This is a genomic window from Kitasatospora sp. NPDC018619, from assembly GCF_044391605.1.
Taxonomy (GTDB): Bacteria; Actinomycetota; Actinomycetes; order Streptomycetales; family Streptomycetaceae; genus Kitasatospora.
The window spans coordinates 20790-43734 of sequence record NZ_JBISAI010000009.1 but is presented as its reverse complement, the minus strand read 5'-3'; the positions used below and the strand labels follow the sequence as shown (position 1 = coordinate 43734).

Sequence of the window (22945 nt, the reverse complement as noted above, 5' to 3'; positions counted from 1 at the left end):
TAGGGAGTCCAGGTGAGTGGTGTGGCGGCGGTTCCGGGGGACCGGCGGGTCTTCATCGACAAGCAGAGCCCCCAGGCGTACAAGGCCATGGTGGCCGCCGCCGAGGCGGCCCGTGAGGCCGCGGCCGCGGCGGGGCTGGACCGGCGGCTGATCGAGCTGGTCAACCTGAGGGTGTCCCAGATCAACGGCTGCGCCTACTGCCTGCACGTGCACACCCGGGCCGCGGTCCGCGAGGGCGAGACCGCCCAGCGCCTGGGAGTGCTCGCCGCCTGGCGCGACACCGAGGTGTTCACCGACCGCGAGCGGGCGGTGCTCGGCCTGGCCGAGGCGACCACCGCCCCGGCCGATGCGGCGCTCCAGGAAGCCGCGTACGCCGCGGCGCGCGCGGTGCTGAACGACGAGGAGATCTCCGCCGCGGTCTGGGTGTCGATCGCCATCAACGCCTTCAACCGGGTGTCCATCCTGAGCAAGCACCCGGTCCGCCCCGCCGCGGCCCGGTAGCGAGTGGCCGGTGGCCGGTGGCCGGTAGCCGGTAGCCGGTAGCCGGTTTGTCGGAGGCTGGTTGTCCGAGGCCGGTGGTCGGTGGCCGGGCACCGGGGGCGCGGCCTCCGCCGTCCGGTGGAGAGCCTCCGTTGGTGGGCGTACGGCCGCTTCCTCCCGGGGGAGGATGACGGGCCGTCATCGCGGCGGCGAAGCTGGGCGGCGAGGGCGAGGAACTGCTCGCCGACGGTGAAGGGGGGGTCGCATGGCACGTCGTACGCTTTCCGCGCTGGTGGGGGCGGTCTGCCTGGCACTGGCCGGGCCGGTGGTCTCGGCGGGTGCGGCCGAGGCCGCGGGCGGGCGGCCCGGCCCGGGCGATCCGCGGGCTGCGGCCCTGCGGGCGGTGACCGGCGCCGGCGCGGTAGCGGCGATCGCGGAGGTCAGGGACGGGAAGGGGGTCTGGCGCGGGGCGTCCGGCGTCTCCGACCTCGTCACCGGCGCGCCGGTCCGCCCGGACGGACGGTTCCGGGCCGGCAGTGTCACCAAGGTGTTCACCGCCACCACGGTGCTCCAGCTGGTCGGGGAGGGGCGGATCGGCCTGGACGACCCGGTCGAGCGCTACCTGCCCGGACTGGTCCCGAACGGCGACCACATCACCGTCCGCCAGCTGCTCGGCCACCGCTCGGGCCTGTGGGACTCCACCAACGAGAAGGGCGGGGTCTTCCCCGACTGGACGGACCCGGCAGTCGTCCGGGCCTGGCTGGACCAGGGCGGCCTGACCCGGTCCGTCACACCGGCCCAGGTGGTGGCCTCCTCGGTGGCGCACCCGCCCGTGTTCCCGCCGGGCGCCACGTTCGGCTACTCCAACGTCAACTACACCCTGCTCGGCATGGTCATCGAGAAGGTGACCGGGCGCGGTTACGCCCAGGAGATCACCGCGCGCGTCCTGCGCCCGCTCGGCCTCACCGGCACGTACTTCCCGGGCGCGGCCACGGGCATCCGGGGCCCGCACGCGCACGGCTACTGGACGCTGCCCGCGGGGCCCGGCCCGCAGGGCGGCGGCGACCGGGACATCACGGTGGCGAGCGTCACCTGGGCGAACTCGGCGGGCGAGCTGGTCTCCACCCTGAGCGACCTCAACCGCTTCGACAAGGCGCTGCTGGAGGGCCGGCTGCTGCCGCCGGCGCTGCTGAAGGAGATGGCCGCGACCACGCCGATCGTGATCGACGGCGTGCCGGCCTCGGTGGGCTACGGGCTGGGGCTGGCCCGCTGGGAGCTCTCCTGCGGCCCGGTCTACGGGCACGACGGCTCGGTGCCCGGGTACGGCACCCAGATGTGGAGCTCGGGCGACCGGCAGGTGACGCTCTCCGTCACCCCGCGCGGGGACGAGACGCAGGCCGTCGCGCAGCTCCAGGCGGAGGCCGGCTTCCTGGAGCAGGCCTTCTGCGGCACCGGGACCGGCACCGGCACGGCGGCGGCCGGTGGGCCGGCCGCCGCGCCACCGAGGCTGGGCTGACCGTCCGCTGAACGGGCGGCCGCACCGCTCCGGCCCGTCCGCGTGGGTCCTCGACGGCGCGGACGGACCGGAGCGGCGCCGTTTCGGGGGCCGCCCGCCCGGCGGGCTTCAGGCCGCGCGGCGCTGCTCCGCCAGGTAGTCGTGGACGGGCGTGGCGGGGGCGAGGGTGAGGTCGGTGAGGATGTGGCTGGCCGAGACGACCTCCAGGACGGGCAGGTCGGCCAGCGGCGCCATGACGTGCGCGGAGAGCTGGAGCCGGGCGGGGCCGGTCCAGGCCTCCTTGACGGTGACGTCGGTGATCCGGGTGCGGACCAGGTCGCAGACCCGCAGGCCGCCGGTGTAGTCGGGGACGATCTTCACCCCGTACGTGGGCACGGTGATCTGCTCGCGCGCCTCGGCCGGATCCAGCGGCTGCCACTTGTAGGCCATGGTCGCGGTGGCGACCCGCTGGCTGCCGTGGTCGAGCGTGCCGACCAGGGCGCCGGCCTCGCTGAACAGCCGGGGGCGGCCCATCACCTTGGGGTAGGCGCTCAGCTCCCGGCCGGCGGCGGTGGCCGCGAAGTTGTCCAGGTACATGGCGTGCAGGTACTCGCCCTCCTCGTCGCCGTACCGGACCGGCACGACCTGGCCGGCCTCGACGTACGGGCCGAAGCCGTCGACCTCGCCCATCTTCATGACCTCGAAGCGGACCAGGGGCTCGTCGATCTCCAGGGGTTCCGGGACGACCGCGCGCAGGGCCCGCGGGTCGGTCCGGTAGACGACGTTGAGGTACTCCCGGTCGGTGAAGCGGGTGGCGCGGGGCGGGTAGACGGGGGCGGTCAGCGGGGTGGCGGCGTGGCGGAGGATCTGGTCGGCGCGCATCGGGGGCTCCTTCTGGGGCGGTTTGCTCGGTCTCCTCAAACGGATACCATGTGTATCGGATACACCATGCATCCGATCGGGGATGGGAGGCAAGCGCGCGGGAGCCCGCGCCGGCCACCGCCCCCGGAGCGCAGCACAGCCAAGGAAGTGAGTTCGATGTCGTTCACCGTTCCCGACCCCACCGGCCGCCCCGTCGCCGTCGTGGGAGCCGGCACCCTCGGGCGCCGCATCGCCCTGATGTTCGCCACCGGCGGCGGGGAGGTCCGGATCTACGACCCCTCGGCCGGGCAGCTCGCGGCCGCCCGCGACTACGTCGAGGCGCAGCTGCCCGCCGTCGCCGCAGCGGTGGGCGGGGGAGAGCCCGGCGGCGTCACCGTCGGCGACGACCTCGCCGGGGCGCTGCGCGGCGCCTGGCTGGTGATCGAGGCGGTGCCCGAGCGGCCGGAGCTCAAGCAGCGGGTCTTCGCCGAGCTCGACCGCGCCGCCGAGCCGGACGCGATCCTGGGCAGCAACTCCTCGTCCTACCCGACCAGCCGCTTCGTCGACTGCGTGCGGGAGCCCGAGCGCCTGGTGAACATCCACTTCTACATGCCGCCGGCGCAGAACGCGGTGGACGTGATGTCCAGCGGGCACACCGACCGGGCCGTGCTCGACCTGCTGCTGGCCGAACTCCCGCGCCACGGGCTGTTCCCGTTCGAGGCGCGCCGGGAGAGCACCGGGTTCATCTTCAACCGCGTCTGGGCGGCCATCAAGCGCGAGTGCCTCGCCGTGGTCGCCGAGGGCGTCGCCACCGCCGAGGAGGTGGACGCCATGTGGTCCGTCAACACCGGCCTGCGCGGCGGCCCGTTCCGCGCGATGGACCAGGTCGGTCTGGACGTCGTGCTCGACATCGAGGAGCACTACGCCGCCGAGCGCCCCGAACTGCCCGCCGGCCCGCGCGAACTGCTGGCGGAGTACGTCCGGGCCGGCCGGCTCGGCGTCAAGACCGGGCGCGGGTTCTACGAGTACGGCACGGGAGACGGGGCGGCCGCGGCCTGAGCCGACGTCAGTCGGGCGGTCGCGGTCGCGGTGGTGGTCGCGGTGGTGGCGGCGGGCACGGGCGGTGGCAGCGCGGGCTGGGGGGACCGGACCCTGGGCGGGCGGCGGGCGGGCGTGCGCAGCCCCGGAAAACCGGTGGCACCCGGCGCCGGCCGTGGTGAGACTGCCCCGGTGATCCCCTCGCCGCTGCCTCCCGCCCCGGACCCCCGCGCCTGGAGCATCGCCCCGGACCATCCGGGAATGCAGGACCTGGTCGCCGGTCTGGAGGTGCCCGCCGGGGTGGCGATGGGCGTCATGAGCGCCCTGGAGACCTCCCGGGAGCTCATCCGGCACTCCTACTTCCGGTACGAGTTCGCCACGGTGGCCGTCACCCACGCGCTGCTCGCCCTGGAGCAGGTCCTCGCCGACCGGTTGGCCGCCGAGGAACCGCTCCGGGCGCTGGTCGGGCGGGCCGCCGCCGAAGGGCTCCTGGGGGCCGGATCCGCCGCCCGGCTCGACCCGTGCCTGCGGCTGCGCGACGCGCTCGCGCGGGGCGTCGTGGCGAGCGACGACGTTGACCCGAGCCGGGCCGTCGAGCTGGTGCGCGCCGTCTTCGACGCCGTGTCCGAGCTGCTCCCGGCCGCGGCGGCGGACACCTCCGCAGCGGCGGAGGCGGCCGACCGGACCACGGGCACGGCCGACGCGTTCGCCGACGGGGAGTCGGACCAGGCGCGGCTCGACAGGCTGGGGGAGGAGCACCGGCAGGCCCGGTTCCCCAGGGGCTTCCTCGCGGTGGAGGTCGCGGGGGTGGACCTGACCGTCCTCGACGACGCCGTCGGCAGCGCCGTGTACCGGGAGGGGCGCGGCGGGTTCGACAGCCGCAGCGTCTCCGACCTCTGGCACCGCATCGCCGACCTCGACACGGTGGTGCCGTTGAGCGGGGAGCAGTACGGCCGCGAGTACTTCGCCAGGCTCCGGACGCTGGCCGGGCTGGTGGCGGCGCGCCACCTCCCACCCGCGAGCTGAGCGCCGCGCTCCGTGCGCCGGCGCCGAGCCCCGAGCCCGTCGGGGCCGGTCCCCGCCCGGTCCGCCGCCCGGTCCGCCGGCTGGTCCGCCGGCCGAGGCCGCGCCCGCCCGCCCGTAGACTGGGCCGGGCCGCCCGGCGGCACCGCCGAGCCAGGAACGAGACCCGAGGACCGCAGTTCGTGCCCAAGTCACCCACGAAGCGGCGCCCGCTGACCGTCGCCGCCCTCAACGACAGCGCCCTCGCCCTGTTCACCGAGCACGGCTTCCACACCACCTCGATCCGCGACATCGTCGCCCGGGCCGGGCTCACCCGCGGCGCCTTCTACTCCAACTACCAGGACAAGGAACAGCTGTTCCTCGCCCTCTACGACCAGCAGATCGACAGGCTGCTCGCCGACCTGCGGACCGCCTTCGCCGACACCGGGCCCGGCCAGGACCTCCCCTCCCGGCTGATGCGCGAACTCGCCGAGCGGCGGCGGGAGGACGAGGGCTGGTTCCTGCTGTCCATGGAGTTCACCCTGCACGCGGCCCGCCACCCGGAGGTCGCCCGCCGCCTCGCCGAGCACGAGGCCCGGCTGGTCGACGGACTGGTGGAGCTGATCGAGCAGGCGCCGGAGCACACCTCGCAGGTCCGCCCGCGCGACCTCGCCCGGCTGCTGGTCATCCTGCACGAGGGCTCCACCGCGATGCGGCTGACCGAGGAGGCCCGGGGCGAGCTCGCCGAGTTCCCGGAGGAACTCCTCCACCGGGTCGTGGACGGGCTGTTCCACGCCGGCGCCGGCTGAAAGGGCCCGCCCGGGCCGCGGAGTTCCGCCCGGCGGCTGCGGTGCGTACGGTGATCCGCACATCGTCGGAAGAGGGGTGCGCGAGGTGGCGGGTACGGAACAGGGCGGCTCGCAGGCGGTGCTGACCACCGAACGGCTGGTGCTGCGTCGGTGGACGACGTCCGCGGCCGACCAGGAGCGGGCCTTCGACATCTACTCCCGCTGGGAGGTCGCCCGGTGGCTCGGCCGGACGCCGCGTGCCCTGGCCGAGCCCGGGGAGGCCCGGGCCCTCATCGAACGCTGGCGGACGAGGTCCGCCGACCCGCGCTACGGCGTCTGGGCCGTCGAGCGCCGCGACACCGGCGTCGTCGCCGGCACGGTGCTGCTGGTGCCGCTGCCGGACGGCGACGGCGAGATCGAGATCGGCTGGCACCTCCACCCCGACAGCTGGGGCCGGGGCATCGCCACCGAGGCCGCCCGGGCCCTGCTGGCCAAGGGCTTCGCCGACGGCCTGACCGAGATCCGGGCGGTGCTGGCCCCGGACAACGCCCGCTCCGCGGCGGTCTGCCGGCGCCTCGGGATGACCGCTACCGGGCTGACCGACCGGTGGTACGGCCGGCGGCTCGCGGAGTTCCGGATCGGCCCGGGCCGGGGCGAGCCGGGAACGGCGGACGTGACGCTCGACCTCTGGCGCCGGCCGCTCGCGGAGGTCCCGGCCGAGGTCTGGGACCGCACCGAGCTGACCGTGCTCATCCTGGCCGACACCGGCATCCGGGAACTCCCCTCCGGCATCGGCCGGTTGACGAGGTTGCGAACCCTCGACCTCGGGCACAACCGGCTCACCGCGCTGCCGGCCGAACTCTTCGACCTCACCGGGTTGCGGGACTTCCTCTATCTGCACGACAACGTGCTGACCGCACTGCCCGAGGCCCTGGGGCGGCTCACCGCGCTACGCCACCTCAACGTGGGCGAGAACCGGCTCACGGAACTGCCGTGCGGCGTCGGTCGGTTGGCGTCTCTCATCGAGCTGCGCGCGCAGCACAACCGGCTCACCGCGCTGCCGGAGTCGCTCGGCGGGCTCGGTGCGCTGCGCGAACTCTGGCTGCGCGGGAACGAGTTGACCGCGCTGCCGGACTCCGTCGGCCGGCTCGCCGAACTGCGCGAGCTGGAACTGCGGGACAACGCCCTCACCGAGCTGCCCGCCGTGCTCGCCGGGCTGCCGCGGTTGCGCCGCCTCGACCTGCGCGGCAACCGGATCACCGAACTGCCCGACTGGCTGGGCGGGCCCGGGGTGCTGCCCGCGCTGGAGAAGCTGGACCTGCGGTGGAACGGGGTGCGGCCGCCGGAGCGGCTGGTGGCGGCGCTGGCCGCGCGCGGGTGCGTGACGCTCTTCTGAGCCGCCGGGCTCCGCTGCCGCCGGGCTCCGCTGCCGTCGGCTCCGCTGCCGTTGGTCCTGCTGCGGTGGGTCCTGCTGCCATCGGCCCTGGCGCCGTCGGCCGCACCGGCCGCACCGGCCGGAAAAGGATCACCACCGGCGGTGCGGAGCTGCTACCGTGGAACGCATGAAGCGCGCTGCACTCGCCACGACGACGCCGGAGAGAGTCCCGGCGCGCTGACTGCTGACCTAGTCCGAAGCCCCGGGGCGAGTGCCCCGGGGCTTCGCCGTTCCCGGACCCACTCGCCCGCAGACCGAGTGGAGACCACCCCGTGCACGACCACCTCGCCCAGGACCGCCCCGCCCACGACCGCTCCGCCCAGGGCCGCCCCGCCGACCGCCGGGCGGCAGCGGCAGCCCACGGCCTCCCGGCGCACGACCACCGCAGGCTGGGCCGCGAACTGGACCTGTTCGACACCGATCCGCTGATGGGCTCGGGCCTGCCCTACTGGCTCCCCGACGGCGCCGCGATCCGGCACTCCCTGGAGGAGTTCATCCGCGGCCGCGAGCGCCGGGCCGGCTACCGCCACGTCTACTCCCCGGTGCTCGGCAAGCGCGAGCTGTACGAGATCTCCGGCCACTGGTCGCACTACCGGGACGACATGTTCCCACCGATGGAGCTGGGCTCCGAGGAGGTGGTGCTGCGCCCCAGCCTGTGCCCCCACCACGCGCTGATCTACCGCTCACGCTCCCACAGTTACCGGGAACTCCCCTTGCGCATGGCAGAGTTGGGCGGCATGTACCGCTCGGAGCTGTCCGGGGTGCTGGGCGGGCTGACCAGGGTCCGGGCGATCCAGCTGAACGACGCCCACATCTTCTGCACCCCGGAGCAGGCGGCCGACGAGGCCGTCGCCGCGCTCGGGCTGATCCGCGAGGCGCACCGGGCGCTCGGCGTCGTCCCCGTCCGCTACCGGCTCTCGCTGCCCGGCGCGGGCGGCAAGTACGTGGCGGACCCAGGGCTCTGGGAGCGCGCCGTCGCCCTGCTCACCGACGTGCTGGAGCGCTCCGGGGTGCCGTTCGAGGCGGCGGAGGGCGAGGCCGCGTTCTACGGGCCCAAGATCGACGTGCAGATCGCCGACGGTGCCGGGCGCGAGTTCACCCTCTCCACCGTGCAGATCGACTTCCACCAGCCCGAGCGGTTCGACCTGCACTACATCGGCGCGGACGGCGCCAAGCACCGGCCGGTGATGGTGCACCGCAGCGTGATCGGCAGCGTCGAGCGGGTGGTGGCCCACCTGATCGAGCTGTACGGGGGCGCCTTCCCGGCCTGGCTCGCACCCGTGCAGGTGGTGCTGCTGCCGGTCTCGGAGGCCGAGCTGCCGCAGGCCGAACGGTTCCGGCAGCGCTGCCTGGACCTCGGGCTGCGCGCCGAGGTCGCCGGCCCCGAGCACGGCAGTCTCGGCGCCCGGATCCGGGAGGCCCGGCTGGTGCCGTACCAGGCGGTGATCGGGGCGAGGGAGGCGGCGGACGACCGGGTCGCGCTGCGGCTGCGGGACGGCCGCCGACTGGATCCGCGGCCGGCGGAGGAGGCGTGGGCGCGGATCGGTGCGCTGGTGGCGGCGTGCGAGGCGGAGCTGTGGCCGCAGGGCGCTCCGGAGCCGTCCGGCCGCTGAACGCGGGGCGTTCGGAGGGGGCGCGGGGGCGGCGGGCCACCGGCTCCGGAGGCCGCCGCACCGGTGGCGTACGTACGACTAGTGCGGCGTGCGGTGTGTCGGCCGGGCCGGGGGGCGGCGGCCGCCCGTCGAATGGGCGGGCGGCCGAGTCCACCGCCGCCGTCCCACCCGCATGGAGGTACCCGATGCGCATCCCCCGCGGCCTCGCCGCTCCCGTTCTGGCCGGCTCGCTCGCCCTCGCCGGAGCCGTGGCCGCCACCCCGGCGGGCTCGGCCGAGCTCCGCCCGCTGCCGCTTCCCGCCGTCCGGTACTGCGCCGCCGTGCTCGGGCACGTCCCGGGGGCGGACACCGCCGCGCAGGCCGTCGGGCGGGCCTGCGCCACGGACTACCGGACCGAGCAACTCGCCCAGGCCGAGGGCCGGTTCGAGGCCTCGGGCGCAGCGGGTCGGCCGCTGCCGGAGGAGTAGGCGCCGGTCGGCGCCGTCCGGGGGAGCGGAGCCCGTGCGGCGGCGCGGGCGGTCAGTAGGACTGGAGCTCGACCAGCCGGCCGTCCGGGTCGCGCAGGTGGGCGGTGCGCAGGGTGGGGCCCCACTGCGGGCGGTCGGTGGCCGGTGCGGCCGGGGTGGCGCCGTGGTGCACGCAGAGGTCGAGGGCGGCGTCCACGTCCGCCACCCGCAGCACCAGCATCGCGGTGTCCCGCGCGGGCGCGGCAAGGTGGGCGGGCGGTGCGCCGAGCGGTGCGGCCGGTCGGGCGGCCGGCTCGGCGGTGCCGAGGGCGGCGGCCAGCGCGGCGCCGTCGAAGAGGGCCAGCAGCGCCTGGTCGCCGAGGTCCCAGTTGGCGTACGGGCCCTCGGGCGAGCCCTTGACCAGGGCGGCGCCGGTGAGCGGGGGCAGGACGGCGCGGTAGAAGTCGAAGCACTCGGCGAAGCGGGTGGCGAGCAGGCGGGGGTACAGGGCGTCCACGGGCGAACTCCTGGCAGCGGGCGAGCGGTTTCCGAATTAGTGGGTCGGCACCCACTATAGGGAGGGACCCTAGACTGGCGCCATGGCTTCCGAGCACCCGCAGCCCGCGCCCGGGCTCCCGCCGACCGGACTCCCCCCGACCCTGCTGGACCTCAGCACCTACCTGCTCTCCCGGATCGGCAGGACGGCGCGCGGCCGACTCGCCGAGCGGCTGGCCGAACGCGGCCTGCGGCTCTGGGACATGGCGGTGCTGGCCGCGCTCGCCGACTTCGGCCCGCAGGCCCAGCGGGACCTGGTACGGCGGCTGTCCATCGACCCGAGCGACCTGGCCAAGGTCGCCGACCAGCTCGCCGCCGCCGGGTACGTCGAGCGCGCCAGGGACCGGCTTGACCGGCGGCGGGTGTCGGTCTCGGTCACCGAGGCCGGACGGGCGCTGCTCGCCGAACTCGACACGCAGGCGCGGACGGTGCAGGACGAGGTGCTCGCGCCGCTGGACGCGGCGGAGCGGCGGACGCTGCAGGAACTGCTGCTGCGGGTGCACCACGGGGCGGCGGTGGGGGAGGATCGGCGCGGCGGCCCGTGATCGTGCTCGGCGGCCGGACACTGCGCCAGCGCCCGCCTCGGCCCGCCCCAGTGCCTCGGCCCGCCCCAGCGGCCCGGCCCGTGCCGCCCCGGCCCGCGGCCGGCTCAGGCGGCGGGCTGCCCCGGGCGGCGGGCACCGGCGAACTCGCCCGCCCAGCGCGGGACGTCGAGCACGTTCTCGACCCGGGCGACCAGGGTGCCGGTCCGCTCGGCGTGGATCATCGCGCCCTCGCCGACGTGGATCCCGACGTGGTGCAGCGGGGCGTCGGGCCGGGAGAAGAACAGCAGGTCGCCCGGGGCCAGCGCGTCGCGCGCCACCGGGGCGCTGAGGTTGAACTGCGCGACGGTGTAGTGCCCGAGCTCGACGGTGCCGTGACTGGCCCGGTACCAGCAGTAGAGCGACAGGCCGCTGCAGTCGAAGCCGACCGTCTTCTCGCCCATACACACGCCGTTCGACCAGCCGTTGTCCTCGTCGCAGAAACCGAGGCTCGCGCCCAGCCGGTCACCGCCGCCCCAGGCGTACGGCACGCCGAGCTGGCTCGCGGCCACGGCGGCGACCCGGCGGCCCAGCGCGGCGGCCGACAGCGACGGGGCCGACACGGGCGGCGCCTCGGAGACCGCCTCGGACGCCGCCTGCGCCGCCGGGCCGAGCGCCGGGACGAGGCCCGCCCCGAGCGCGAGGCCGAGCATGCGGCGCCGACGGACTCCGGAGGACTGGTCGCGGCCGGACGGTTGGGACTCCATGGCGGTGCCTCCCGGGGCTGGAGGTGGACGGGCGCCCGGGGGCGTGGCCCCGGCGCAGGAACCAGGATCGCGCGCCGACGGGCTGGTCCGCCATCACCCGCAGCGGTGAAATCGCGGACGCACCGGCCCGGAAGCGGAGCGGAGCTCGCCGGAAAACGGGTTGACGGTCGTTCGAGAGGGGCCAACGATGGCGGCGAACGTTCGCCCGGCCGTCGGAGGCCGGGCTGTCGTACCGCCTTGGCAGGATGCTCCCATGCTCGTGACCCGTTCCGACCGGCGCCGTGACGACCGGCCCGCGCCCCCCGACGTCCGGGGCGACTTCGAGGTGCACCTGACCGTGGAGCCCGGAGCCGCCGAGGCGCTGGCCGCCTGGGCCCGCGGCCACGGCGTGAAGTTCACCCACATCCTGCTGGCCCGCGGTGCGGCGCCCTCGCAGCCGATGCTCACCCTGCGCGCCGACGGCACGCTGGAGGAGGTCGCCGCGGCGGCGGCCCGGACGGCGGACCGGCTCGCCGCGGCGGGGTTCACCGTCCGCCGGGCGAAGATCGAGGCCGCGCCGTGGGCCCGGGGCGTCCCGGAGTCGGACGAGGACGCCCTGGCGCACGGCCCCGGCCGGTACTTCGAACACCACGTCAAGCTGCTGCTCCCGCGCCCGGCGCCCGGTGCGGACGCGGGCGGTGCCCGCCTCGCCGCCCTCACCGCCCTGGCCGTGCGGCACGGCGCGCACCTGTCGCGCAATCCGCGCCGGGTGCGCGCGGACGGCCGGTGCGAGTGGTTCGTGACCCAGCGGTGCCGCTGGGTCGGCCGGGACACCGCGGGCCGCCGACTGGACGCGCTGCTGCGCGCCCTGGCCGCCGACGGCCGCGAAGTGGCCTCGGTGGAGCGCGAGTTCGTGGTGCTGGACAGCCGTGAGGCGCTGGACGCGGGATGGATCGACGAGCCCGGGCACGGTGCCCGGCCGCACGGAGGAGAGGAGCAGCGATGACCGAGGGCCAGTCCCCGGTGCCGGTGGCGTGGGAGGCACTCCGGTACGGGCCGTGGGAGGGCGTCGTCCTGCCCCGGCAGCCGCCGTCCGAGAAGGTGCGCAAGGACCGTGGCCTGCCCAGGAGCGTGCGGCCGGTCGAGGATGACGGGGTCAGCCAGCAGCCGGTCTTCGACCCTGCGCTCGCCGAGTACCCCCGGGCCCTGCGCCCCAGCGAGCCGGCCTTCGCCGACCCGCGGCTGGCCGAACGCTGGTTCGCCGCCCGGCGCGAGGCGCTGGACACCGTGCTGTCCGCCGTCGCGGCCTCGCGGTGGGCCGAGCACCTGGTGCTGCGCGGCAGCGTCCTGCTGCGCGCCTGGTACGGCGAGCAGGCCCGGGAGCCGGGGGACCTCGACTTCGTCGTGCATCCCGCGGACTGGAAGCTGGAGGACAGGCGCACCGACCGCCTGTTCCGGGAGCTCGCCGCCGGCGCCGAACGGCTCTCCGGCACCGTGCGGCTGCACGCCGGCGAGGCGGTCAGCGACGAGATCTGGACGTACGACCGGGTGCCCGGGCGCCGGCTCGTCCTGCCGTGGACGGCCCCGGGCGTCCCGGGCGGGACGGTCCAGCTGGACTTCGTCTTCACCGAGCGGTTGCCCGTCCCGGCCCGGCGCTGCGAACTGCCGGGCGTGACTGGCCAGTTGCTCGCCGCGACGCCGGAGCTGTCGCTGGCCTGGAAGCTCCTCTGGCTGGTCACGGACACCCACGCGCAGGGCAAGGACCTCTACGACGCCGTCCTGCTCGCGCGCACCGTCGAGGTCTCCTACGACCTGCTCCGGGACGTCTTCGCGCAGTCCGACGCCTCCCTGCGGCTGCGGTCCCTCCTCCCGCGGGACCTCACCCGCCTCGACGTCGACTGGGAGGAGTTCGCCAAGGACTACCCGCGCTTCGCCGAGCCCGCCGAGGAGTACCTGGCCGAGCTCGTCGCGCTGCTCCACCCGACCTTCGCCGAACACGGAGAGTACGCGCTGCGCGCCCGCTGGCTGGGCCCGCTGACGGAGGAGCTGCGGCAGGTGCTGGCGCGGTCGGGCATGGGCGCCGTCCAGGAGTGGCTGTTCCGGCGCTACCTGCTGCCGGACGACGCCCTGGTGGTCACCAACGAACTGCTCGACGGCGACCTCGCCGCCGCCCACCGCACCGTCGCCGAGCGCTTCGCCGACGGGCGGGAGGCCAGGCTGCCCCGGCTCGCGGAGGCCGCCGCGCGGTACGCCGCCGAGCTCGCCGACGGCCCTCGGGCAGGCGACGGAGGGGACGGAGGGAGCTGACGTGCCGCCAGGGAGCCCGCACGCCCGGCGGCGTGGCGGCGCGCTCCGGGGTCAGTCGATGTAGTTGGCCGTGCGGTAGCCGCCGCCGGCGGTCCGTTCGACCTCGGCGGCGCCCCAGGTGTGGGGCACGGCGAGCTTCCAGCGGGCGCGCAGGACGGCGTGCTCCTCGCGGTTCCTGGTCACGTACCACTGGCCCATGCGGCACCAGGCCAGGGGCTCGTCGGCCTCGGTGGCCACCGCCCGCACCAGCTGCGCCGCGTGCCGGGCCACCTCGCCCTCCAGGGCCTCCAGGTACTGGTTCATCCGGTAGGTGGCCTGGTCGCCGTGCTGGAACATGGCGTGGTCGGAGCCGGGGGCCATGTGCAGCCGACCGTCCTTCAACACCGTCTGGCCGCTGCGCTCCACCTCTCCCGGTCGGGCGCTGCCCGCGATCCCGGCGTTGAGCCGGTTCAGCAGCTTGGCCTTCTCGGGGGTGGCCTCCGGGATCTGGCCGCCGCCGGTGCCGCCCCGCGCGGCGTAGACCTCGTGCAGGTCGTAGTCGCCGGTGTAGAGGTAGCGCTTCCAGTCCGGGTAGGTCTTCAGCTGCACCAGCTCCGGGCCGCCGTCCGGCGTCCCCACGGCGATCGGCACGTACTCCACGCCCCCGTCGGTCCGTACGATGTCGAGGGCCTGGACGGCTGGGGGCGGGGTGTCGATCCGCACGCCGACCAGGCCCTGGTCGTTCCAGTGGCCGACGAAGCCGCTCAGGTCGTGCTGCTGGAGCCAGGCCAGGACCTCCGCCGGGTCGCGCTGCACCTGGCCGGGCCCGGTGCCGTACTTCTTGGCGACGGAGGACGGCTTGATGGACTTCTCCAGGATGGTGTGCGGCTTGGGCCTGGCACCCTCCGCGATGCGCCGGATGGAGTGCTCGCCGGTCTCCCGGACGGCGATGGTGTACTTGTACTTCCGGCAGACCTCGGAGATGGCGGCCCAGTGGTCCTCCCACACGATGTTCCGCAGGTCGGCCGACCGTCCGCCCGAGGTGGGCTGCCCGTCGCGGGTGGTGGCCTCGCAGATCCTCAGCACGTTGTTCTGGTCGAGCTGGATCCGGGGCCGCCGCGGGGCGGGCGGGTCGCCCGGCGCGCGCTGGAGCCCGACGGCCGCCCGGCGGTCGTCGCGCCGGTCCGCGAGCATGCGCCCCGCCGCCGCGTTGCCGACGGTGCGCTGCAGGGCCGCGCCGCCCGTCGGGGGCGTCCCCTCGGAGTGTGGTCCGGCGCCGGGCCGTCGGGCCGGGCCCGCCTCGCGCTGGGGCTGTCCGGCCCGCTGCGGCTGGTCCTTCGCGTGCATGCTGCAACCTCCTCGGTCCGCTCCGACCTTTTATACAAGGGGAGTTCACCGATGGCGGGGGAATGTCCCGGCGCTGCCCGCGCGGTCCGGCCGGTCGGCCCCGGGGGCTACCCGGCGGTGCACTCCCGGACCCGGCCGCCGGCCGTGCCGACGGGCGGACGGCCGGACCGGACGGGGTGGAGGGCCGGACCGAACGGGGGTGGAGCGCGCCCGGGGGTGCCGTCCGGGCCGCAGCGTCAACCGTGTTTGACGCCCGGCGGGCCCAGGGTGCCGTGGCGGCAAGGAGGTTGGGCGTCGCACCCCTACCCTGGGGGCCATGAAGCAGCACATCGTCACGTTGGTCCTCGGGGGCCTTCTGCTCGGCATCGTCGCGTTCGGCGCCGGCTGGTACGCGGCGGACTCCCGGCAGACCGCCCCGGCGCCGACCTACATCACGGTGACGCCCGAGCCGGTCGCCACTGGCGCCGTCTCGCCCCCGGCCTCGGTCGGCGGCCGGTAGCTGCACCGGGCTCCCGGCGGACGGCCGGTGGCTACTGCCTGACCGCCCAGAAGCGGTCGGCCATGTTGTCGTACGCGACCGAGGCGGACAGCGACTCCGCGGGCTCCTTCCAGAGCATCTGCCACTGGCCGTCCCCCGGGTCGTTGTCCACGATCACCTCCAGGCCGCGTGCCGTGTTCACCCAGCTGCTCGCCTGGTCGCGGAAGCCGTAGTCGGCGAAGTACACCGCGGCGTCCTCGTGGAACAGGTTGAACTGGATCCGGCGGCCGCCCCAGTTCCGGTCGGCGTAGAAGCAGTAGAAGGAGGGCTGGCTGGCCGGGGTCGGGCAGTTCTTCCAGTCCGGGCTCCGGAGGGAGCGCCGGCTGTGGTCGCCGCTCCACGGCGGGGCCTGCGCCTGCCCGGGCAGCGGGAGCACCACCACCGTCCCGTCCGGGTAGCTGACCTCGTTGGCGGCGCTCTGCCGGCCTCCCCGGCCCGCGGCGAGCTGGACGTCCACCGCCCGCTGGAGCGCGGCGCGGTCGCCGTCGTCCAGGGCGGTGATGACGGCTCGCCGGTCTCCGGCCGGGGCGTGTGCGGCGGCGGCCTGGGCGCCGAGGGGCGCGGCCAGCAGGACGAGGGCCCCGACGGTGCGGACGAGGAGTCGGCGGAATCGAGAATGCGTCATATGCCAAACGTAGCCGTGCGCATACCGCCGGTAACCTGGCTTTCCCGATCAGGCGGCGTGCAGACGGAGGGGGTGCGCCGGTGCGTACGCGCCCCCGGATCGGAGGGACCTCCGGTGCGCGCGTGCCCGTGGCGTCAACGGGAGGGTGCGGGACGCCCGGCCGTGTCGGCGGGGCCCGGCACCAGGGGAGCGGTGACCTGCCGGGCCGGCGCGGTGTCCTCCTCGGTGGGGTCGTCCGAGTCCACCGAGGCGGTGACCGAGCTCGTCGCCGAGGAGGCCAGGCCGAGGACCAGGAAGAGGACCAGCAGGCCGCGCCCGCCGCCGCTCAGGACCAGCGGACGGGTGGCCGAGACCGGTCCGCCCGGCTCGCTGCCCGGCTCGTCCCCGAACAGGCGCTTGGGGTAGGCGGAGGTGAGCATCACCAGGTAGGCGGTGTAGCGCAGCCGGTAGCGCAGGACCGCGGCCGTCGCCTCGTACAGCGGCTGCGGCATCCGGCCGAGCACCAGCACCACCAGCCACAGGACGAACGACGCCGCCCACCACCCGGCGTACAACAGGCCCTGCACGATCGAGGCCGGGATGACGAGGACGATGCGGAACAGCACCGCGAGCCGGTTCAGCCCGCCCGGCCGCAGCCCGACCTGCACGGGGTGCTCCGGGGCCTCGAAGCGGAACGGCGGGTAGCGGTCCCCCGTGAGCATCAGGTACGCGGTGACCCGGGTGTCGTACGGGACGAAGGCGGTGAGGTAGGCCGCCGCGAAGCCCGGCAGCCGGCCGAGCACCAGTGCGCCGAACCAGCCGACCACGGTGACGAAGAACGCCACCACCGACAGCACCCACACCACCACGAACTGGGGGACCAGCAGCAGCGCGCGCAGCAGCACCGTCCAGCGGTTCTGCGGGCCGGGCGCCGGCATGTCCAGCACCGGGAGCCACTCACGGCTGACGGGGGCGGGGGGAGCCTGCCACATCCGGGCCTCCACGGTCTCGGGACGACGGGACCCGGCGGTCGGGGGGACGGCCGGGTCCCTCCGAAGATCGCAGCACCCCGGCCGCCGCGCGCGCCGCGCTGCGCCGGACGGGGCAGCGCGGCGGCGGCGCGGCGCGGCGCGGCGGGGCGGGGCCGGTGCGGTGGGACGGGTGCCGGGTGGGGGATGTGCGCCCGGCGTGGTCAGGAGATCTTCGCGCAGAGCGGCTCGGCGGAGCCCCGCCCGATGGTCACCGTCCGGTAGCCGGTGGCGCTGATGTCGATGGTGTAGTCGCCGTCGACGGTGTAGAGGTCGCGCGGCAGGTTGCCGCCGCCCGGGCTGACGCCGAGCAGGACCGGTCCGTGGGCGTGCCAGGTCTGGGAGCCGTCCGGGCGGTAGTCGACGACGGCCCGGCCTCCGGCGTCCGCGTCGTACCGGGCGCCGGTCGCGGTGTTGGTGAGCCGCAGCACGAGCGCGCCCCGGAACGCGGCCCGCCGCACGGTGGTGCCGTCGGGCGCGTACTCCAGGACCCGCCGCTGCACCTCGTCGACGACGGGCGCCATGTGCACGGGGGCGTCGCAGCGGGAACCGGCCGGGAAGTCGGCCGGCGGCGTCGGGGCGGGCTCCCAGCCGCCCCCGTGACCGGAGGCGGGCGCGGCGGGGGAGGCACCGGCGGGGGTGCTTCCGGCGGTGGGGGCTCCGGCGGGGGAGGCCCCGGCGGGAAAGGCCCCGGGGCCGGGTACGGCGCCGGCCGGGACGGCCGCCAGTGCGGCGAGGGCGACGGCGGTGACGGCGGCCAGCGCGATGGGCGCGGCGGTGAGCGGGGTTCGTCGCATGCTCGGTCCTTCCGATGAGGTGTCGGGCCTGGGCGGCCCCAGCGTGGCAGGCGCCGCTGACCGGATTCTCACCACGAGCGCGGCGCGCCCGCCGCCCGGGGATCGCGGCCCGGGGGGCTCCCCGTCCGGCCGTTCGGGCGCCTAGGGTGGCCCGCCATGGAGTTCCGACTGCTCGGCCCGTTCGAGGCCGGCCACGACGGCGAACCCGTCCTGGCCGGCAGCCGCCGCCAGGAGCGGTGCCTGCTGGCCGTCCTCCTGCTGGAGGAGGGCCGGGCCGTCACCACCGACCGGCTGATCGACCTGCTCTGGCACGGCCACCCGCCCGCCCGCGCCCGCGGCACCGTCCACACCTACGTCGGACGGCTGCGGGCCCGGCTGCGCCCGTACGCGGTGGTGATCGAGACCCGGCGCGACGGGTACGCCCTGCCGCCCGGCCGGCACGCCGTAGACGTACGGGAGTTCCTCGACCTGACCGCCCGGGCGGCCGCCACCGGCGACCCCGGTGAGCGGCTGCGCTGCCACGACCGGGCGCTCGCGCTCTGGCGCGGGCCGCTGCTGGCGGACGTCGCCGACGAGGACCTGCGCGAGCGGATCGGTCGGCGGCTGTCCGAGCTGAGGCTGTCCGCCCTGGAACAGCGGGCCGAGGTCCTGCTGGCGATGGGCCGCCACCAGCAGGTGCTCGCCGACCTGACCGTGCCCTCGGCCTGGCCGGCCGGCACCGCGGAACCGGCCGGCCAGGCCGAGGGCGCGGCCGGGCTCCTCGCCGACGACCTGCTCGCCCGGGAGCGCCTCGTCCTCGCCCTGATGACCGCCCTCTACCGGGCCGGGCGGCAGTCCGAGGCGCTCGCCCTCTACCGCCGCACCCGGTTGCTGCTGGTGGACGGCCTCGGCGTGGAGCCCGGCGCCGAACTCGCCGCGCTACACGACCGCATCCTGCGGGCGGACCCCCGGCTCGACCGCCCTCCGGCGCCGCTCTACGCGGTGCGGGTCGGCGACCAGTGGCTGCCGTGGAGCGCGGGCGGTCACCCGGCGCTGGAGTTCTGCAACACCTACGCCGGCTGGGGCGGCGCCCCGCTGCCGGGGGCGGACTGGCTGCGCGGCTACCCCGCGCTCGCCGTCTGGGCCGGCCACCACGACCTCGCCGACGAGCCGGTGGTCGAGGCACTGCTGCGCCGGGCGGCGGAGCGGCCCGAGGAGGCCGACGCCGTACTCGCCGACGCCCGCGCCTTCCGGTCCGCGCTCTACGCGGCGCTGACCGACCCGCAGGACGGCGCCGCCTTCGGCGCGGTGGCGGCGGTGGTCCAGGAGGCCGGGCGGTCCGCGGTCTTCACCCGGGGCGAGGACGGCCTGGCGCACTGGCGGCTGCCACCGGCCGTCGGCCTGCCGCTGCCGCTCCACGCGGCGGCCCGCTCGGCCGCCGAACTGCTCGCCGACCCGCGCCGGTTCACCGTCCGCCGCTGCCCCGGAAGCGGCTGCGGCTGGCTGTTCCTGGACGCGGGCGCCCGGCGGCGCTGGTGCAGCCTGGCAACCTGCGGGACCGTCCGGACCTCCTGAGCCCGGTGCGCCGTCCGCCCTGGGAGCCCGGCTTTCCCACACCTTGACGAACTCATGACACTGACGGACCATCAAGCTGGCGCGCGCCGAAGCTCCTCCACCGTCCCTCCCCACGGACCCCCACAGGAGGACAGTCATGCGACTGCCCCGCCGAGGGAAGCCCGCCGCGGCCACCGCCGTCCTGCTGGCCCTCGCCCTCGCCACCCCGATCACCGCCAGTGCCACCGGGACCACCGGGACCGCTGGGTCCGGCACCTCCGGCACGTCCGGCGCGTCCGGCGCCCGGACGGACACCGGCACCGTGCGGCAGTACCGGCTCGACGGCCCGCGCACTGTCGCCGAGCGCACCGCCGTCGCCGCCACCGGAGCGTCCGTCGACGCCGTCCTGCCGGACGCCGTCGTGGTCACCGCCACCGCCGCCGAGGCCACCCGGCTGCGCGCACTGGGCTGGTCGCCCGTCGCCCTGCCCGGCCCCGAGCACGGTGCCGGGCAGGGCGACGACGGCCTGGCCGGGCCGGTGTACGACTTCCCGCAGGCCGACTCCGGCTACCACAACTACGCCGAGGCCACCGCCGACATCGACGCCGTGGTCGCCGCCCACCCCGACATCATGAGCAAGCGCGTCATCGGCACCTCCTACGAGGGCCGGCCGATCGTCGCGGTGAAGATCAGCGACAACGTGGGGACCGACGAGGACGAGCCCGAGGTGCTGTTCACCGCCCACCAGCACGCCCGCGAACACCTCACCGTCGAGATGGCGCTCTACCTGCTGCACGAGTTCGGCGACAAGTACGCCACCGACAGCCGCATCGCCAACGCCGTCAACAGCCGCGAGATCTGGGTCATCCCCGACCTCAACCCCGACGGCGGCGAGTACGACATCGCCACCGGCCGCTACCGCAGCTGGCGCAAGGACCGCCAGCCGAACGCCGGCAGCAGGAACGTCGGAACCGACCTCAACCGCAACTGGAACTACAAGTGGGGCTGCTGCGGCGGCTCCTCGGGCTCCACCTCCAACGAGACCTACCGGGGCAGCGCCCCGGAGTCCGCCAAGGAGACCAAGGTGGTCGCCGACTTCGTCCGCAGCCGGATCGTGGGTGGCAAGCAGCAGATCACCGCCGCCATCGACTTCCACACCTACAGCGAACTGGTCCTCTGGCCGTACGGCTGGACCACCGCCGAAACCGCCCCCGGCATGACCGCCGACGAGCACGACACCTTCGCCGCCCTCGGCCGCGGCATGGCCGCGACGAACGGCTACACGCCCGAGCAGTCCAGCGAGCTCTACATCACCGACGGCGCGATCGACGACTGGCTGTGGGGCGCCCAACGGATCTTCGCGTACACCTTCGAGATGTACCCCGGCCCCAACGGCAGCGACGGCTTCTACCCGCCCGACGAAGTGATCGGCCGCGAGACCAGCCGCAACCGCGAGGCGGTCCTGCGCCTCGTCGAGACGGCCGACTGCGTCTACCGCGCGATCGGCAAGCAGCAGCAGTACTGCGGCATCTCCACCTGAGCGGGCCCCCTCGGTGCCGGCCGCGGGCCACCCGCGGCCGGCACCCGGCCGTCGGGCCGCGCATCGTCGCTGGCGCGGAAGGCCGGGGCACCGACCGCAGAGTGGCTGCCCTCGCGCGTGCGGGGAGGATGCCGCCAGGCCGAACGGGGCCAACAGGATCGGCGGCTGACCCCCGGGTGCGGGGAGGAGCTGTACCTGGAGTGCGCGCAGGTCCGCACGTGCGGCTGACCCCCGCGGGTGCGGGGAGGAGATCTCGGCGGCGTAGCGGCGGAACGTCCGCTGCGGCTGACCCCCGCGGGTGCGGGGAGGAGGGCGGACCGGCACTCCAGATCATGACCAACTACGGCTGACCCCCGCGGGTGCGGGGAGGAGGCCAAGGCGCCGACCGCGCCGACGGTGAGGGTCGGCTGACCCCCGCGGGTGCGGGGAGGAGGCCAAGGCGCCGACCGCGCCGACGGTGAGGGTCGGCTGACCCCCGCGGGTGCGGGGAGGAGACGAGGTACCACGCTGTCACACGGGCCTGCTGCGGCTGACCCCCGCGGGTGCGGGGAGGAGCGGAGCCACCCATGCCCGACCCCGTCCGCTACTGGCTGACCCCCGCGGGTGCGGGGAGGAGACCACCGGACAGGGCGTCGCCGCAGCCGAAGACGGCTGACCCCCGCGGGTGCGGGGAGGAGATATGCAAGCCAACGATGCCCAGACGCTGGTGCGGCTGACCCCCGCGGGTGCGGGGAGGAGGCCCCGAACCCCGGTCAGGGCGAGGGCGCGGGCGGCTGACCCCGGCGGGTGCGGGGAGGAGGCTTTGTGAGCTGGGGCGATGCGGGGGCTTTGCCAGTTCTTTACTGACCGGCGGAGTGCCCCGACACCCTGCCGCGCCCCCGAAGCTCAGTTCGTGCCCTCAGCCCCGGCCGCATGCCCGGGTTCGAGGACGAAGACCGGGATCTCGCGGTCGGTCTGCTCCTGGTACTCGGCGTACGACGGGTACGCCGCGACGGCGCGCTTCCACCACTGGGCCCGTTCGTCCCCGGTGACCTCACGGGCCGTCATGTCCTGGCGCCGGGGGCCGTCCTGAAGCTCCACCTGCGGGTCGGCCCTGAGGTTGGAGTACCAGGTCGGGTGGCTCGGGGAGCCGCCCTTCGAGGCCACCATCGCGTACCGCCCCTCGTGCTCGACGCGCATCACGGGGACCTTGCGGATCCTGCCGCTCTTCGCGCCGCGCATCGTGACGATGACGACCGGCAGGCCGGTGTCCCGAAGCGTCGTTCCCTGTGTGCCGCCCGAACTCTCGTACAGCTCGACCTGTTCGCGCACCCACTGCGCCGGACTGGGGTCGTACTCGCCCTCAAGAGGCATGGCCTTCACTCCGTTGTCGTGTACGGACGGTGTCGTGACCGCCCGGCACCAGTGTGACGGCCGATCCCGGCGCCGCACCGCACGACCGCCCGGCGCGGACGGGGGTGCTCAGCGGTACCAGGTCCGGATGGCGGCCGCGGTCTCCCGGACGTCGGAGGTGCCGGCGCGGATGCGGGAGGCCAGGTCAACGGCCTGCTTGGGCTCGGCGGTGACGATCACCCCGGAGGCGCTGAGGTAGGAGGCGGCGACCACGGCGGCGAAGTGCTCGTTGGCGGACTCCAGGGCCGGGACGCGGATGAGTTGGTGCATCAGGGCCGCCGCGCGCTGGTGCGCGCCCCCGTACACCGGGACCTCCATGACGGTGTCGGCGTGTCGGGCGACGGCGGCGGCGAGGGTGCCGTAGTCGGTGACGTCCGGATCGCTCGGCAGGAACTGGTGGGCGACGTCGAGCAGCCAGGCCCGGTCGATCCGGAGGATCACGCGGCGTCCGCCCCGGCCGTGCGGCTGCTGCGGGGGTAGGGCCCGAACTCCTCTTCGAAGGCCGGCCCCCAGGCCTGGGCGAAGTGCGCGGCGGCGGTCAGGAACCGCTCGCGCCGCTCGTCGGCCTCCTCGGCCAGCACCTTGCGGGCGTAGTCCGGCAGGCTCATCCCGGCGGCTTCCGCGCGCTGCTCCAGGGCTTCGTGCACGGTGTCGTCCAGTCGGACGTTCAGCTGCTTCATGCCGACGAGCGTAGCGGCCGGTAGGAGCTGCTACAAGGTTGAGAGGTCCCGGCTCGAAGGAGGGAGCGAGGAATGCACGGAAGAAACCGTTCGTTCGGTTTTTCGGCAGTCAACGATGGAAGGACGGGAGGGCGAGTTCTCGGGGCAGGCGGGACGTCTGGTCGTCAAGGGGGCGATGGGGCTTGACGGGGTGTGGGGAGGGGGAGTGGTTGGCGGGATT

Annotated in this window: 24 protein-coding genes and 1 CRISPR repeat array; of the genes, 14 read left to right on the top strand and 10 right to left on the bottom strand. The window is 75.4% G+C overall.

Features of this window, described 5'->3' with window-relative positions; genetic code table 11:
- Positions 1 to 12 precede the first annotated feature (12 nt).
- The gene (locus ACH5AR_RS16045) at positions 13 to 501 is read left to right on the top strand and encodes a carboxymuconolactone decarboxylase family protein (protein ID WP_396302018.1); all 489 of its coding nucleotides are present in this window, start codon (positions 13 to 15) and stop codon (positions 499 to 501) included.
- A gap of 244 nt (positions 502 to 745) precedes the next feature.
- The gene (locus ACH5AR_RS16040; RefSeq protein WP_396302017.1) at positions 746 to 1996 is read left to right on the top strand and encodes a serine hydrolase domain-containing protein; all 1251 of its coding nucleotides are present in this window, start codon (positions 746 to 748) and stop codon (positions 1994 to 1996) included.
- Positions 1997 to 2104: 108 nt separating this feature from the next.
- On the opposite strand, the gene ACH5AR_RS16035 is transcribed toward ACH5AR_RS16040, so the two are convergent.
- Positions 2105 to 2857 carry an acetoacetate decarboxylase gene (locus ACH5AR_RS16035; RefSeq protein WP_396302016.1) on the bottom strand — a complete coding sequence of 251 codons (753 nt, stop codon included), beginning with the start codon at positions 2855 to 2857 and terminating at the stop codon, positions 2105 to 2107.
- 156 nt (positions 2858 to 3013) lie between these two features.
- Between ACH5AR_RS16035 and ACH5AR_RS16030 the strand changes: the two genes are divergently transcribed.
- The 6 genes from ACH5AR_RS16030 to ACH5AR_RS16005 all read left to right on the top strand — a co-directional run bounded on the left by ACH5AR_RS16030 (position 3014) and on the right by ACH5AR_RS16005 (position 9179).
- Positions 3014 to 3895 carry a 3-hydroxyacyl-CoA dehydrogenase family protein gene (locus ACH5AR_RS16030; protein WP_396302015.1) on the top strand — a complete coding sequence of 294 codons (882 nt, stop codon included), beginning with the start codon at positions 3014 to 3016 and terminating at the stop codon, positions 3893 to 3895.
- A gap of 240 nt (positions 3896 to 4135) precedes the next feature.
- Entirely contained in the window at positions 4136 to 4900 is a 765-nt protein-coding gene (locus ACH5AR_RS16025) for a hypothetical protein (RefSeq protein ID WP_396302014.1), read from the top strand.
- 179 nt (positions 4901 to 5079) lie between these two features.
- Positions 5080 to 5685: a TetR/AcrR family transcriptional regulator gene (locus tag ACH5AR_RS16020; RefSeq protein WP_396302013.1), complete on the top strand. Its 606-nt coding sequence runs from the start codon at positions 5080 to 5082 to the stop codon at positions 5683 to 5685.
- A gap of 85 nt (positions 5686 to 5770) precedes the next feature.
- Positions 5771 to 7060 carry a GNAT family N-acetyltransferase gene (locus tag ACH5AR_RS16015; RefSeq protein ID WP_396302012.1) on the top strand — a complete coding sequence of 430 codons (1290 nt, stop codon included), beginning with the start codon at positions 5771 to 5773 and terminating at the stop codon, positions 7058 to 7060.
- A 311-nt stretch (positions 7061 to 7371) separates the two neighbouring features.
- Positions 7372 to 8712, top strand: coding sequence for a threonine--tRNA ligase (thrS, locus tag ACH5AR_RS16010; protein ID WP_396302011.1), 1341 nt, complete (start codon positions 7372 to 7374; stop codon positions 8710 to 8712).
- A gap of 185 nt (positions 8713 to 8897) precedes the next feature.
- Positions 8898 to 9179 carry a hypothetical protein gene (locus tag ACH5AR_RS16005; RefSeq protein WP_396302010.1) on the top strand — a complete coding sequence of 94 codons (282 nt, stop codon included), beginning with the start codon at positions 8898 to 8900 and terminating at the stop codon, positions 9177 to 9179.
- Positions 9180 to 9231: 52 nt separating this feature from the next.
- On the opposite strand, the gene ACH5AR_RS16000 is transcribed toward ACH5AR_RS16005, so the two are convergent.
- Positions 9232 to 9675, bottom strand: a complete 444-nt coding sequence (locus tag ACH5AR_RS16000) for a VOC family protein (protein WP_396302009.1) — start codon at positions 9673 to 9675, stop codon at positions 9232 to 9234.
- Positions 9676 to 9757: 82 nt separating this feature from the next.
- On the opposite strand from ACH5AR_RS16000, the gene ACH5AR_RS15995 reads away from it, so the two are divergent.
- Complete coding sequence (locus tag ACH5AR_RS15995; RefSeq protein ID WP_396302008.1) at positions 9758 to 10258, top strand: MarR family winged helix-turn-helix transcriptional regulator; 501 nt, start codon at positions 9758 to 9760, stop codon at positions 10256 to 10258.
- A gap of 104 nt (positions 10259 to 10362) precedes the next feature.
- Here ACH5AR_RS15995 and ACH5AR_RS15990 read toward each other — a convergent pair whose 3' ends face one another.
- On the bottom strand, positions 10363 to 11001 hold the full coding sequence (locus ACH5AR_RS15990; protein ID WP_396302007.1) for a C40 family peptidase: 639 nt from the start codon (positions 10999 to 11001) through the stop codon (positions 10363 to 10365).
- 253 nt (positions 11002 to 11254) lie between these two features.
- Between ACH5AR_RS15990 and ACH5AR_RS15985 the strand changes: the two genes are divergently transcribed.
- Positions 11255 to 11986: a hypothetical protein gene (locus ACH5AR_RS15985; protein WP_396302006.1), complete on the top strand. Its 732-nt coding sequence runs from the start codon at positions 11255 to 11257 to the stop codon at positions 11984 to 11986.
- The gene (locus ACH5AR_RS15980) at positions 11983 to 13287 is read left to right on the top strand and encodes a nucleotidyl transferase AbiEii/AbiGii toxin family protein (protein WP_396302005.1); all 1305 of its coding nucleotides are present in this window, start codon (positions 11983 to 11985) and stop codon (positions 13285 to 13287) included. Before ACH5AR_RS15985 ends, ACH5AR_RS15980 begins: the two co-directional genes overlap by 4 nt.
- A gap of 51 nt (positions 13288 to 13338) precedes the next feature.
- Here ACH5AR_RS15980 and ACH5AR_RS15975 read toward each other — a convergent pair whose 3' ends face one another.
- Positions 13339 to 14613, bottom strand: a complete 1275-nt coding sequence (locus ACH5AR_RS15975; RefSeq protein WP_396302004.1) for a hypothetical protein — start codon at positions 14611 to 14613, stop codon at positions 13339 to 13341.
- Between the two features lie 316 nt (positions 14614 to 14929).
- Here ACH5AR_RS15975 and ACH5AR_RS15970 point away from each other — a divergent pair, with 316 nt between their 5' ends.
- Positions 14930 to 15112, top strand: a complete 183-nt coding sequence (locus ACH5AR_RS15970) for a hypothetical protein (protein ID WP_396302003.1) — start codon at positions 14930 to 14932, stop codon at positions 15110 to 15112.
- 31 nt (positions 15113 to 15143) lie between these two features.
- Here the strand turns inward: ACH5AR_RS15970 and ACH5AR_RS15965 are convergent, their stop codons facing one another.
- The 3 genes from ACH5AR_RS15965 to ACH5AR_RS15955 all read right to left on the bottom strand — a co-directional run bounded on the left by ACH5AR_RS15965 (position 15144) and on the right by ACH5AR_RS15955 (position 17580).
- Positions 15144 to 15776 (bottom strand): peptidase inhibitor family I36 protein, encoded by a 633-nt coding sequence (locus ACH5AR_RS15965; RefSeq protein ID WP_396302002.1) that lies wholly within the window; start codon positions 15774 to 15776, stop codon positions 15144 to 15146.
- Positions 15777 to 15910: 134 nt separating this feature from the next.
- Complete coding sequence (locus ACH5AR_RS15960) at positions 15911 to 16747, bottom strand: DUF4389 domain-containing protein (protein WP_396302001.1); 837 nt, start codon at positions 16745 to 16747, stop codon at positions 15911 to 15913.
- 200 nt (positions 16748 to 16947) lie between these two features.
- Complete coding sequence (locus ACH5AR_RS15955) at positions 16948 to 17580, bottom strand: hypothetical protein (protein ID WP_396302000.1); 633 nt, start codon at positions 17578 to 17580, stop codon at positions 16948 to 16950.
- 156 nt (positions 17581 to 17736) lie between these two features.
- Here ACH5AR_RS15955 and ACH5AR_RS15950 point away from each other — a divergent pair, with 156 nt between their 5' ends.
- Together ACH5AR_RS15950 and ACH5AR_RS15945 are read left to right on the top strand one after the other, a co-directional pair.
- Complete coding sequence (locus ACH5AR_RS15950) at positions 17737 to 19134, top strand: BTAD domain-containing putative transcriptional regulator (protein WP_396301999.1); 1398 nt, start codon at positions 17737 to 17739, stop codon at positions 19132 to 19134.
- A 136-nt stretch (positions 19135 to 19270) separates the two neighbouring features.
- Positions 19271 to 20653, top strand: a complete 1383-nt coding sequence (locus ACH5AR_RS15945) for a M14 family metallopeptidase (RefSeq protein ID WP_396301998.1) — start codon at positions 19271 to 19273, stop codon at positions 20651 to 20653.
- Positions 20654 to 20755: 102 nt separating this feature from the next.
- Positions 20756 to 21452: a CRISPR direct-repeat array (repeat unit 28 nt; unit sequence GGCTGACCCCCGCGGGTGCGGGGAGGAG).
- Between the two features lie 86 nt (positions 21453 to 21538).
- Here ACH5AR_RS15945 and ACH5AR_RS15940 read toward each other — a convergent pair.
- The 3 genes from ACH5AR_RS15940 to ACH5AR_RS15930 form a co-directional block, all read right to left on the bottom strand.
- Positions 21539 to 22006: a nitroreductase family deazaflavin-dependent oxidoreductase gene (locus ACH5AR_RS15940; protein ID WP_396301997.1), complete on the bottom strand. Its 468-nt coding sequence runs from the start codon at positions 22004 to 22006 to the stop codon at positions 21539 to 21541.
- 108 nt (positions 22007 to 22114) lie between these two features.
- Positions 22115 to 22486 carry a fic family toxin-antitoxin system, toxin component gene (locus tag ACH5AR_RS15935; RefSeq protein WP_396301996.1) on the bottom strand — a complete coding sequence of 124 codons (372 nt, stop codon included), beginning with the start codon at positions 22484 to 22486 and terminating at the stop codon, positions 22115 to 22117.
- Positions 22483 to 22725, bottom strand: a complete 243-nt coding sequence (locus ACH5AR_RS15930; protein WP_396301995.1) for a plasmid mobilization protein — start codon at positions 22723 to 22725, stop codon at positions 22483 to 22485. The genes ACH5AR_RS15935 and ACH5AR_RS15930 overlap by 4 nt, the downstream gene beginning before the upstream one ends.
- Positions 22726 to 22945 lie beyond the last annotated feature (220 nt).

Coding starts and splice junctions, on each gene's coding strand:
- ACH5AR_RS16040 (WP_396302017.1), top strand. CDS start 746: ATGGCACGTCGTACGCTTTCCGCGCTGGTGGGGGCGGTCTGCCTGGCA.
- ACH5AR_RS16035 (WP_396302016.1), bottom strand. CDS start 2,857: ATGCGCGCCGACCAGATCCTCCGCCACGCCGCCACCCCGCTGACCGCC.
- ACH5AR_RS16030 (WP_396302015.1), top strand. CDS start 3,014: ATGTCGTTCACCGTTCCCGACCCCACCGGCCGCCCCGTCGCCGTCGTG.
- ACH5AR_RS16025 (WP_396302014.1), top strand. CDS start 4,136: ATGCAGGACCTGGTCGCCGGTCTGGAGGTGCCCGCCGGGGTGGCGATG.
- ACH5AR_RS16005 (WP_396302010.1), top strand. CDS start 8,898: ATGCGCATCCCCCGCGGCCTCGCCGCTCCCGTTCTGGCCGGCTCGCTC.
- ACH5AR_RS15995 (WP_396302008.1), top strand. CDS start 9,758: ATGGCTTCCGAGCACCCGCAGCCCGCGCCCGGGCTCCCGCCGACCGGA.
- ACH5AR_RS15990 (WP_396302007.1), bottom strand. CDS start 11,001: ATGGAGTCCCAACCGTCCGGCCGCGACCAGTCCTCCGGAGTCCGTCGG.
- ACH5AR_RS15985 (WP_396302006.1), top strand. CDS start 11,255: ATGCTCGTGACCCGTTCCGACCGGCGCCGTGACGACCGGCCCGCGCCC.
- ACH5AR_RS15980 (WP_396302005.1), top strand. CDS start 11,983: ATGACCGAGGGCCAGTCCCCGGTGCCGGTGGCGTGGGAGGCACTCCGG.
- ACH5AR_RS15975 (WP_396302004.1), bottom strand. CDS start 14,613: ATGCACGCGAAGGACCAGCCGCAGCGGGCCGGACAGCCCCAGCGCGAG.
- ACH5AR_RS15970 (WP_396302003.1), top strand. CDS start 14,930: ATGAAGCAGCACATCGTCACGTTGGTCCTCGGGGGCCTTCTGCTCGGC.
- ACH5AR_RS15965 (WP_396302002.1), bottom strand. CDS start 15,776: ATGACGCATTCTCGATTCCGCCGACTCCTCGTCCGCACCGTCGGGGCC.
- ACH5AR_RS15960 (WP_396302001.1), bottom strand. CDS start 16,747: ATGTGGCAGGCTCCCCCCGCCCCCGTCAGCCGTGAGTGGCTCCCGGTG.
- ACH5AR_RS15955 (WP_396302000.1), bottom strand. CDS start 17,580: ATGCGACGAACCCCGCTCACCGCCGCGCCCATCGCGCTGGCCGCCGTC.
- ACH5AR_RS15950 (WP_396301999.1), top strand. CDS start 17,737: ATGGAGTTCCGACTGCTCGGCCCGTTCGAGGCCGGCCACGACGGCGAA.
- ACH5AR_RS15945 (WP_396301998.1), top strand. CDS start 19,271: ATGCGACTGCCCCGCCGAGGGAAGCCCGCCGCGGCCACCGCCGTCCTG.
- ACH5AR_RS15940 (WP_396301997.1), bottom strand. CDS start 22,006: ATGCCTCTTGAGGGCGAGTACGACCCCAGTCCGGCGCAGTGGGTGCGC.
- ACH5AR_RS15930 (WP_396301995.1), bottom strand. CDS start 22,725: ATGAAGCAGCTGAACGTCCGACTGGACGACACCGTGCACGAAGCCCTG.